This is a genomic window from Cohnella boryungensis (assembly GCF_042651945.1).
In the GTDB taxonomy this organism is placed as follows: domain Bacteria; phylum Bacillota; class Bacilli; order Paenibacillales; family Paenibacillaceae; genus Cohnella; species Cohnella boryungensis.
On sequence record NZ_JBHSED010000058.1, the window covers coordinates 452,535 to 463,393 of the forward strand.

The 10,859-nt window shown below is 54.4% G+C and carries 9 protein-coding genes; 8 read left to right on the plus strand and 1 reads right to left on the minus strand.

The genetic code is table 11. The features are described 5' to 3' along the window. The first annotated feature begins 326 nt into the window (after window positions 1–326). The 7 genes from ACFO1S_RS23610 (at window position 327) to ACFO1S_RS23640 (ending at window position 7,776) form a co-directional block, all read left to right on the plus strand. On the plus strand, window positions 327–1,349 hold the full coding sequence (locus tag ACFO1S_RS23610) for a LacI family DNA-binding transcriptional regulator (protein ID WP_204605108.1): 1,023 nt from the start codon (window positions 327–329) through the stop codon (window positions 1,347–1,349). Window positions 1,350–1,374: 25 nt separating this feature from the next. After that, window positions 1,375–2,289, plus strand: coding sequence for a dihydrodipicolinate synthase family protein (locus ACFO1S_RS23615; protein ID WP_204605109.1), 915 nt, complete (start codon window positions 1,375–1,377; stop codon window positions 2,287–2,289). Beyond that, window positions 2,286–3,455, plus strand: a complete 1,170-nt coding sequence (locus tag ACFO1S_RS23620) for a pyridoxal phosphate-dependent aminotransferase (protein WP_204605110.1) — start codon at window positions 2,286–2,288, stop codon at window positions 3,453–3,455. Before ACFO1S_RS23615 ends, ACFO1S_RS23620 begins: the two co-directional genes overlap by 4 nt. A 46-nt stretch (window positions 3,456–3,501) precedes the next feature. Beyond that, window positions 3,502–4,575: an amino acid ABC transporter substrate-binding protein gene (locus ACFO1S_RS23625; RefSeq protein ID WP_204605111.1), complete on the plus strand. Its 1,074-nt coding sequence runs from the start codon at window positions 3,502–3,504 to the stop codon at window positions 4,573–4,575. Between the two features lie 67 nt (window positions 4,576–4,642). Next, complete coding sequence (locus ACFO1S_RS23630) at window positions 4,643–5,812, plus strand: amino acid ABC transporter permease (RefSeq protein WP_204605112.1); 1,170 nt, start codon at window positions 4,643–4,645, stop codon at window positions 5,810–5,812. Window positions 5,813–5,820: 8 nt separating this feature from the next. Beyond that, the gene (locus ACFO1S_RS23635) at window positions 5,821–6,984 is read left to right on the plus strand and encodes an amino acid ABC transporter permease (RefSeq protein WP_204605113.1); all 1,164 of its coding nucleotides are present in this window, start codon (window positions 5,821–5,823) and stop codon (window positions 6,982–6,984) included. A 24-nt stretch (window positions 6,985–7,008) separates the two neighbouring features. Then, on the plus strand, window positions 7,009–7,776 hold the full coding sequence (locus ACFO1S_RS23640; RefSeq protein ID WP_204605114.1) for an amino acid ABC transporter ATP-binding protein: 768 nt from the start codon (window positions 7,009–7,011) through the stop codon (window positions 7,774–7,776). A gap of 97 nt (window positions 7,777–7,873) precedes the next feature. Here the strand turns inward: ACFO1S_RS23640 and ACFO1S_RS23645 are convergent, their stop codons facing one another. Then, window positions 7,874–9,139, minus strand: coding sequence for a hypothetical protein (locus ACFO1S_RS23645; RefSeq protein ID WP_204605115.1), 1,266 nt, complete (start codon window positions 9,137–9,139; stop codon window positions 7,874–7,876). Window positions 9,140–9,439: 300 nt separating this feature from the next. On the opposite strand from ACFO1S_RS23645, the gene ACFO1S_RS23650 reads away from it, so the two are divergent. Beyond that, entirely contained in the window at window positions 9,440–10,612 is a 1,173-nt protein-coding gene (locus ACFO1S_RS23650) for an iron-containing alcohol dehydrogenase (RefSeq protein WP_204605119.1), read from the plus strand. Window positions 10,613–10,859 lie beyond the last annotated feature (247 nt).

A 10,859-nucleotide genomic window follows, 5' to 3' on the forward strand; every position in this document is an offset into this window, starting at 1 on the left:
ATAAAAAGTATTGCCAAATTTTGCGCAGCAATCGGAAGGAAGGGGAAGCCTTCTTCAGAATGCGGACGGATGATTTCCTCAGGCTGGACGGGGATTCGAAGCCAAGCGGCATCTGTAAGCGCTACCGTCGCTTAATCGTTCAGATTATGGAAGCCAATCCATAGATATGAGAAACCGCTTACAAAGTGCCAGGCAAAGGCTATTGACACAGCAATGGGCGCTGTATAGAATGAGTAGCAGAACTTGAAGAAACGTTTTAGCAAAACGTATTAGCTAAAGCGCTTTCTCAAGAGCCGGAAGTGATTCTACCGGAGAAAGGAGCGCTAATGAGCAGTATTAAAGAAATTGCCAAGCTTGCGAATGTCTCGCAAGGAACGGCATCCGTGGTGTTAAACGGCAAGGGGGATCAACTGCGCATTTCGCAAGCCACACAGCAAAGAATCTACGAAGCGGCGCGGGCTCTGGATTACCGTCCGAACATCTCGGCGAGACGATTGCGCAGCAGCGGCGAGACCGTAGCGCCGATTATCGCGCTTTTCTGGACGCTGGATACCCGGGCATCCTTGATCGGCCGGTTTCTGAAAGGGGTGCATACAGCGCTTCGATCATCGGAAGAGGAGTGCGAGCTCCTGATCCAGCCTTATATCAGCAGCAAGCTCAAAAATAATCGCAGCTTAAGTACAGGCACAAGGTTTAACGCAGCAATTATCGCCAACGCGACGGAAGAGGACGAAGCCTTCTTGCGGGAAGCGAGCTTTAACGTCCCGATTGTGCTGCACTTGCGCGATTCGGACAGCCACTCCTACGTCAGCGTTGACAACTATCGGACAGGACAAGAGGTTGCGAGGCTGTTCGCCAGCCGCGGTCACCGTCTGGTCAGCTTGATATCGCCGCCGGATCTTTCGTCGCGGGCGATCCGATTTCGCAAGGAAGGCTTTCTTCAGGGAGCGGCCGAATTCGGCTTAACCGTGCTGCCCGAGCATATTGCGGGCGGCGACTTTACGGAAGAGGGCGGCTATCAGGCCGCAAGCGAGCTGATGCAAGCAGAGACTAGGCCTACGGCTTTGTTTGTGATCAGCGATCAGATGGCGATGGGCGCCTTGGCGCGGCTTCATGAATTGGGAATTTCCGTACCGAATGACATGGAGGTTGTCGGTCATGACGATAACGAGGGCTCGCGCTTCTCCATCCCTTCGTTGACGACCGTGCATATGCCGATTGAAGAGATAGCGGAAACCTGCACTCGCTTGTCTATCGACCTGATGAACCATAAAGCGACCGGTCCGATTGGCCGAATCTTTACTCCACATTTCGTTTTCCGCGATTCATGCGGGGGATTTCAGAATTAACAGTCCAAAAGGAGCCTTAACAGCTATGACTATTCACGGGGTTTATCCGGCTTTATTGACACCCTTTCATGAAAGCGGTTCCGTTAACTATGATGCTCTGGAGAAACATATTGAATTTTTGATTTCCAAAGGCGTGCACGGCCTGTTTCCGCTAGGAACGACTGGCGAAGGCATGCTGATGTCCGTAGGGGAAAGAAAAGAAGTCGCTCGCCAAGTCGTACGCATAGCCGCAGGACGCCTGCCCGTCGTGATTCACGTCGGAGACCAAACGACGGTCAGCACCCTTGAGCTGGCACGGCACGCGGAGGAGATCGGAGCGGACGGCGTATCGGTCGTATGCCCATACTTCTTCCCGGTAGACGACGAAGCCATCTATATGCATTACGCCGCCGTCGCGCAGTCGGTATCCGAAAGCTTTGCGGTCTACGCCTACAATTTCCCGGGTAACGCGCGCAATGAGATTTCCTTGTCCGTGCTGCTGAAGCTGATCGAGCGTCATCCCAATATTCGGGGGCTCAAATCCAGCTCGGACAATTTCAGTCAGCTCAATCAGATTATCAACGCGACGCCTGAAGGCTTTCCGATCATGCTCGGCCCCGACCAGCTGTTCCTTGCGGGCTTGCAGGCTGGCACCGCGGGCGGCGTGTCCGGCAATGCCAACGTCTTTCCGGAGCCGTTCGTACAGGCCTATCGCTGCTTCAAGGAAGGCAGGATCGAAGAGGCGCGCAGCTTGCAAAAGCTGATCTGGGCCCTGTCCGACGCGATGAACAATGGCCTTAGCATGTCCCATTTCAAGCACGCTCTAGCCAGCCGCGGGTTTGCCGACAGTATAGTCCGGGCTCCTCTGCGCAACATAAGCGAAGCAGAGAAGCTGCAAATGCTGGAAAAGCTGGAGCAGGTTAAAGCGCAGTTCGATTTTCAACCCGGAGGTGCAACATGAAGCCCTTATCCCACGCAAGAGGAAAAATTCCTCAGTCCGGCATTCGCAAGCTTCAAGAGCTGTCATCCCAGATTCCCGATGCCATTCATCTTGAGGTGGGAGAGCCGAATGCCAACACGCCGATGCCGATCATCGACGCCGCTTATCGGGCGATGCAAGAAGGACACACCAAGTATACGTCGGTGCCGGGATATCCGTCGCTGCGTCAGGCGATCCGCAACGATCTTGAAGCCTTATACGGCTTGAAGCCGGGGCTGGACGAGATCGTCGTCACCTCGGGATCGGTTACCGCGCTGACCGCCAGCTTGCTGGCCATTGCCGACGCGGGCGACGAGGTGCTGATTCCCGATCCCGCTTGGCCGGTGTACGAGATGATTCTGATGGTACAGCAGTGTGTGCCGGTTCGATACGCCCTCAAAGCGGAGGAAGGATTTGCTCCCGATTTCGAAGATCTAGAAGCCAAGGTGACAGACAGGACAAAAGCGATATTTATCAATACGCCCGGCAATCCGACCGGTGCGGTATTCGATGAAGAAACGGTCAAGCGGCTGATGGAGTTTGCCCGCAAGCATGATCTCTACGTCATATCCGACGAAGTATACGAAGCGATCATCTACGAGGGACGACATGTCAGTCCCAAGTCTTACGACACGGACGATAGAGTCATCAGCATTTTCGCAGTCTCCAAGAAATACGCCATGACCGGCTGGAGGCTCGGATATATGGTCGCCAGCAAAGCCATTTGCGCTTCCGTCTCGCAAATCATGATTACGCTGGTCGGAAACGCGCCATCCATGTCGCAGAAAGCCGCCGAAGCGGCGATCACCGGTCCACAGCAGTTCGTAGACGAGATGCTCCTGAGCTATCGGGAGAGACGGGACATGACCTATGAGCTGTTTATGAACAATCAAGTGAAAGCCTACAAGACGGAAGGCGCCTTCTATATGTTGATCGATATTGCCGACACCGGTCTGACTTCCGATGATTTCGCTCTGGCTCTTCTTCAGGAAGAGAAGGTCGCGGTAGCGCCCGGCAGCACCTTCGGCAACGTTTCCCATGAGATGATTCGCGTTTCGCTGGCGACCGAGAAAGAGGCGCTGCGCGAGGGCGTGAACAGGATATGCCGCTTTATCGCTCAACGCCGGAAAGCTGCTTTACAAGGTTAAAGTTTAAAGGTTAAAACAGCATGTATACCTTGGGGAGGTCATACGAATGAACAGACTCACATCGAAACCTTATTCTTTCCTCGCAATCATGGTGCTTCTCGTTATATCGTTGGTAGCGGCGGGCTGCAGCAACTCGAATGAAAGCGGTACCAAAGAAACCCAGCAAGGCGGCTCTACGCTTGAAAAGGTCAAGAAAAGAGGAAATGTCGTCATCGGCGTCGATACCGTGCTTCCGGGCTTCGGCTTCCTGGACTCCAACGGCAGCTTCAGCGGCTTCGATATCGAGATCGGCCGCGCGTTCGCGGCGGCGATCTTCGGCGATCCGAACAAGGCGACGATGCGTCCCGTTACCGGTCAAACTCGCTTCACCGCTTTGCAGACCGGCGAGATCGACATCCTGAGCCGTGCAACGACGATGTCCTTCACGCGGGACACCTCGCTTGGGCTGAAGTTCATCCCGACGACCTTCTATGACGGACAAGGCGTTATGGTGCATAAGAGCGCCAACGTCAGCACGATCGCCGAGCTGAACGGACTGCGCGTCGGCGTCGAGCAAGGCACGACGACAGAGCAGAATTTGACGGAAAAGCTGCGCAAGGTCAATGCCAAGGCGGAGATCATCGTCTTCGAAAACCAGGATGCGATCGTAGCCGCTTACGAGCAGGGCAGCATCGACGCCTGGACGTCCGATCAATCCGGCCTCGTGTCCCGTCTGGCATCCATGAAGCAGCCGGACGAGCATCTCATTCTGCAAGAGGTGCTGTCGAAGGAGCCGCTTACGCCGGTCGTCAAGGCTGGCGACGATCAGTGGTTCAACCTGACGCGCTGGATCGTGTACGCACTCATTCAAGCCGAAGAATACGGAATTACGAAAGACAACGTAGACCAGTTCTTGCAATCGGAAGACCCTGGCATTCGCCGGTTCCTTGGCCTTGAGGGCGAGCTCGGCAAGCATATCGGTCTGGACAACGATTTTGTAGTCAAGCTGATCAAGGGCGTTGGCAACTACGGTGAAATTTTCGATCGCAATCTGGGCAAAGGCTCCATCTTTAAGCTTGACCGCGGCGTTAACGGGCTCTGGACCGAGGGCGGACTGATGTATTCGCCTCCATTCAACTAATTCTACGATCGGGCCTGTCCATCGGGTATTCCGACGACAGGCCCGACTTGTTCGAGGTGAAACAGGAATGAGCAGTCCTAACAAAATTCCAATATGGCGCAACAAGAAAACGATTCCCTGGCTGCTGCAGCTGGCGTTTGTGCTGATCATCGCGGCGCTTGGCGCATTCCTCATTATGAATGCGCTGCAGGGCTTGCACAGCATCGGCCTGACGCTGGGCTTCGACTTTTTGAAATCTACCGCTTCCTTTATGATTACGGATCAGTTGATCGCTTATACGCCTACGGATAGCTTTGGCCGGGCATTGCTGGTCGGCTTGATGAACACGCTGAAGATTGCGGCTATCGGCATCGTCTTCTCGGGAATCATAGGCACGCTGGTCGGAATCGCGCGCATGTCGGACAACTGGCTTCTTCGGAAGCTGGCCGGCGGTTATATCGAGATGATTCGCAACATTCCGCTCCTGGTGCAAATATTCTTCCTGTACTTTACCGTTTTCCTGCCTTTTCCGAAGATCGAGCAGGGCATCAACTGGCTGAAGCTGGTTTACTTCAGCAACCGCGGTACGGCAATTCCCTGGTTCGATCTGCGCGCTTCCTGGCCGATCTGGCTCCTTGTGCTGGCGGCGGGCGTCGGCATCGCGGTCTGGCTGTACAAATCCCGTCTGGCCGTCCAGATCGCCTCCGGGCGTCGGACCTATCCCATGCTCTGGGCAGCGGGCTTGCTGTTGATCTTGATTGCCGCTCTTCGACTCGGTCTCTCGGAATGGCCGGCGGCTTTGTCTTTGCCAAGCATTTCGGGGCGGCTCTATGAGGGCGGCTATGTCATTACCTCCGAATTCGCGGCAATTATGTGCGGCTTGATATTGTACCATTCCGCGTTTATCGCAGAGATCGTACGCTCCGGTATTATGTCGGTTCCCAAAGGACAGATCGAAGCCGCCAACGCGCTCGGCTTGAAGAAGCGGACGGTCATGAGCCGGGTCATCCTGCCGCAAGCCAATCGCGTCGCTATTCCGCCGGCAACGAGCCAGTTTTTGAATCTGGTCAAAAACTCCACTCTGGGCGTCGCTGTAGGCTATACCGAGCTGTTTTCCGTAGGCAACACCATTATCAACCAAACCGGCCGCGCCGTAGAGATCATTTTGCTCGTCGCTTCCGTCTATCTGATCGTCAGTATTATCATTTCGTTCCTCATGGGTCTGTTCAACAAGCATTTCCAACTGATTGAGAGGTGAATTCCCGAATGGCTGTTTCCAAAGCGCAAAGTTCTCCGTTGTTCTGGCTTCGGCGAAACCTGTTCAGCAGTTGGAAAAATACGATCGCCACTCTTCTGACCTTCCTTGTATTGGCCTTCGCGGCCAAAAGTCTGCTGGGCTGGATAGTGAATACGGCCAATTGGTCGGTTATTTCCGCTAACTTCCGCATTCTGATGGTCGGACAATACCCTGTCTCTGAGCTCTGGCGGGTCTGGGCGATCCTGATCGCCGCTTCCTTGCTCACAGGCGTTTCCTGGGGAGTCCGCAAAGGACTTATGACAACGGTTTCATTGTTTTTGCTGTCGGTATTCGCTATTGTGTGCTTCATGCCGTTTCTGGCTATGACATCGCGAATCTGGTTGCTGGGCGGGATCGCGCTGATGCTGATCGGCTACGGGATTGGATCGAAGCTTAAGATCGCCCGCAAGATACATGTCTTCGGATGGTTGCTCTACTTTCCGCTCATGCTGGCAGTTCTGAGCGGCAGCGGCCTGTTCCCGGCAGTCTCCTCCAACCTGTGGGGCGGATTTTTGCTGACCGTGCTGCTGGCCGTCGTAACTCTGATGTTTTCATTCCCGCTCGGTCTGCTGCTGGCATTGGGGCGCCGGAGCAAGCTTCCGATCGTTCGCTGGTTTTGTATCGGGTATATTGAGCTTGCCCGCGGCATCCCGCTCGTGACCGTCCTCTTTATGGCGCAGCTGCTTCTGCCGCTGTTCCTTGGACAGAACCTTGAGCTGAGCAATGTGCTGCGCGCCATGATCGGCTTTACCCTGTTCAACGCAGCCTATGTTGCGGAGACTGTGCGCGGGGGTATGCAAGCCGTGCCTCGCGGTCAATATGAAGCCGCCGAAGCCTTAGGCTTGAGCTATGTTCAGAAAATGACATTTATCGTCATGCCGCAAGCCTTGCGCAACGTAATCCCCGCGCTTGTCGGCAGCGTGATCGAGGTGTTTAAGGATACGTCGCTCGTGGCAATTGTCAGCCTGCTGGACCTGATGGGCATCGCCAAGCGAATCATCGCCAACCCGGAATTTTTGGGCAGACAGATGGAAGTATTCGTGTTCGTCGCCGGCGTCTTTCTAATCATATGCCTGGTGATCTCCAAGGTCAGCGGCAAATTGGAGCTTTCTCTGAACAAAGGCAGAAGATAAAGCATATCGAGGAGGGAAACGCCCATGAAAAACCAGTCGCAAGCGCAGGCGGGACAAGAAAGTCAGCCGCTCATCCGCTGTCGGGATATTCAGAAATGGTACGGCAGCCACCATGTACTCAAAAATGTGTCCCTAGATGTGGAAGCCGGAGAAGTGATCGTTATCATTGGTCCCTCGGGCTCAGGAAAATCAACGTTCATCCGCACGATCAACGCGTTGGAAGAAATTCAGGAAGGTATGATCACCGTCGACGGCATCAACATGTCGCACGATATCGCCAATATCGAAGCCATCCGGATGGAGACCGGAATGGTCTTCCAGCAATTCAACCTGTTCCCGCACATGACCATCGTGGAGAACATTACGCTCGCACCGATCTGGGTGCGCAAATGGCCCAAGGAGAAGGCGGTCAAGATTGCTCTGGAGCTGCTTGAACGGGTGGGCATCCACGATCAGGCCGGCAAATATCCGGGCCAGCTGTCCGGCGGCCAGCAGCAGCGCGTCGCCATTGCCAGAGCGCTGGCCATGCAGCCGAAGATCATGCTGTTCGACGAGCCGACCTCCGCGCTTGATCCGGAGATGATCAAGGAGGTGCTGGATGTCATGAAGACGCTGGCCAAGTCCGGCATGACGCTGCTGATCGTCACCCACGAGATGAACTTCGCCCGCGAGGTTGCGGATAGGGTGATCTTCTTCGATGGCGGAGAAATCATTGAGACGGGAACTCCGCAGCAGGTATTCGAGCAGCCTCGGTCCGAGCGCACGAAGCAGTTTTTATCCAAGATTATCTGATTCGCTCCGTGCACGTCCGCGCCTAGAGGAAAATGTTCTACGCATAAATAGGGTGCCCGCTCGATAAGAGGCGGGCACCCTATTTATGCTGATTGTGCTAGGAGAGGATGCGGGCAAAGGCCAGCAGATTGTCGGTCAGAGCAGAGGTTCCGGTCTGCTGCAGACGGTTTGTCATATCCGCAACGAAAGCGGACAGGGAAGAAGTGTCGACATCTTTGAAGCGATTGCCTACATCGGCATTGCTCAAGGTTTGTTTTAGCTGCTCATTTTCTTTGTGATAAGCTTTAATCCACTCCGGCTGCCGGGGGGTGCTCTTGGCGAAGTTCAACAATACAGACAAGGCTTCCGCGGCATTGGGCAATGCCTTCTGGAATTTATCGTAAGCTTGAGGATCGAAGCGCTTCATTAACTCTTGCATGTCGACATAATCGTCCGGAGCCCCTTGAGGTCGATTAGGAAGCTGAACATAGGTCATCTGGCCAGATGCAGGATCGAGCTTGCCCGTTTTCGCGGTGGCCGCGATCTGCCGCATCGTACTTAGGAACAGCTCCTTATCTTGGGGATTCGAGATATATTGTTCTCCGATAAATCCGGCCTGCGCCATGCCCGTCTCCAGCAAGTTCTCGCGCTGCTCCTGGCTAAGCTCCGATGCGCCTTGAGGGAAAAAGTTGTCTTGAATGATCGTATATACCGCCGTCTTAACCGCTTCGGGCTGGTTCTGTAAAGTTTGCTCCAGAGCGGCGTTGAGTTCAACGCTGCCCCAGTAGCGGGCGGGATTATGCTGGATGGCATCGGCCGCCAATTCCCTGCCCGTCGCACTAATGTGGAGCAGGTCCCCATGCTCGGAAAATCGAGGGAGCTCTTGCGCCAGCCTGGACTGCTCATCAATGTTCTGCGACATATCCTTCTGGATATCCATTGCTTTCGACACGATCTTGGGTGCAAAGTTTTCCCGTTCCTTGCGGGTCGGCAGCATGGACTGTACCTTGCGGAGCGTTGTTAAATCGGACATATCGCTTTGTGCTTGCAGCATATCGCGGGCCTGACGCGAGAACAGAGCTTGATCCGGCTCCTGTCGTTGCGCCGCTTCCTGCTCGGCCTTTTCCTGCATTTTTTGCTGCATTTCCTCTTGTTCGCGTTTCGTCTCTTCCAGTTTTTCTGAATTGAGCATCTTTTGCAGCTCGCCGAGCTGCTTTTCCATTTGCTTGATTTTCTCCGAGTTGTCGGCAGCGCCCTGCTTGTTTTCCTTCAAAGCTTCCATTTGCTTTTGCAGCAGGGCGATTTGGCGTTCGGTGGGGCTGACGTGGGACGCTTTGTCAGGCATGGCGGCAGATGAGCTCGCAGTAAATGAGGATACGCGCATGATAATTCTCCTTCGAATAGGCAGATAGAATCGATTGGAATTCCGGGAGCGTTCCTCCCCAAATCCTGTCCGGAAAATGCTTCAAGGTTTATATCGGTATTGGAAGCGAATTTCCTTAGACATTTATACCGGGAATCGAATCGGGGCGTTACAGCCCAATCGAGCTCTGCGTCGAGCCTGGGGCGGAGAAGATGGCACCCTGCTTGTGAGGAATGTCACTGGCAATTGTTTCTTGAGAGCTTACACTAGAGCTGGAAGCCCCGTACAAGCAGAGCACAATTCATACAGGGAGTGATCATTATGCTAACGGCTCGCAGAATCTATTGGCCCTCTGTCAACTTAATCGGACCCGGGTGCGTGAAGGAGATCGGTACGGAAATTCAGAAGCTGGGGTTAGGCAAGGCGCTTCTGGTGACGGATAAGGTGTTGAACGAAGCCGGCGTCGTCAAGCAGGTTACGGACGTCCTGGATGCCAGCGGCGTAGTGTATACGGTTTACGAGGATGTGCAGCCCAATCCGACGACTCGCAATGTGCAAGACGGGCTGGCCGCGTATCACGCGGGACAATGCGATTTCCTGATTTCGGTCGGAGGCGGTTCGCCGCAGGATGCGGCCAAAGCCATCGGCTTGCTGGCTACCAACGGCGGCGATATCGTCGAGTACGAAGGCATCGGCAAGTCCAAGAACAAGTCCGCTCCGATTATTGCCATCAACACGACGGCAGGCACGGCCTCCGAAGTGACGATCAATTACGTCATCACCGATGAGAAGCGCAAGATCAAAATGGTTATGGTAGACCCGAACTCATTGGCCTGGATTGCAGTGAACGATCCGGAGCTGATGGTGAAGAAGCCTGCCGGATTGACGGCGGCCACCGGATTGGACGCTTTAACACATGCCATTGAATCTTACGTGACGAAGGGGAGCTTTGAGCTGTCCGACGCCTTGTCCCTGAAAGCGATCTCTTTGATTGCATCGGCCTTGCCGACAGCGGTCGCGAACGGAGAGGATGTGGAGGCAAGGTCGAGGATGGCTTGGGGGTCTTACGTTGCCGGTCTCTCCTTCTCCAACGCCGGACTTGGCATAGTGCATAGTCTGGCGCATCAGCTTGGCTCCGAGTACGATCTGCCGCACGGCGTAGCGAACGCGATATTGTTGCCGTATGTGATGGAATTCAATCTGCCTTCCGCTCCGAAGAAGTTCGCGGACATTGCCGAGGCGATGGGCGAAGACGTGTCCCGGGCCGCTACTTCCGAAGAGGCCGCGAGGCTTGCGCTGAAAGCGGTGCAGAAGCTGTCGGCCAAGGTAGGCATCCCTCCGTTGAAGGAGACAAGCTTCCGGGCGGAGGATGCGGGACGCTTGGCCGAGCAGGCGATGAGAGACGTCTGTACGGGAGGCAATCCGCGAGAGGTCACGGTCGAGCAATTGAAGGAAATCTACCTCAGGGCTTATAACGAGCAATTCGACGCGTAGAAGCTCGCAAAACAACGAGGCTGATTCAAAAGTAGTTAAGATCACTTACGAGTCAACTCACCTTGATTAAAAATAATGCTTAAACAACAAAAATGTTGGTACAGGGGATTATTCCTGTACCAACATTTTTGTTTTTGGTCAACTGCTGCTTTCTTGAGGAGGTTGTGCGCAAGTGAAAGCCACCCGACCTCTAAGCGAGGCCACTGAAGAACTTACGATTTTCTAGTAAGACTTAGCTATGAGTATA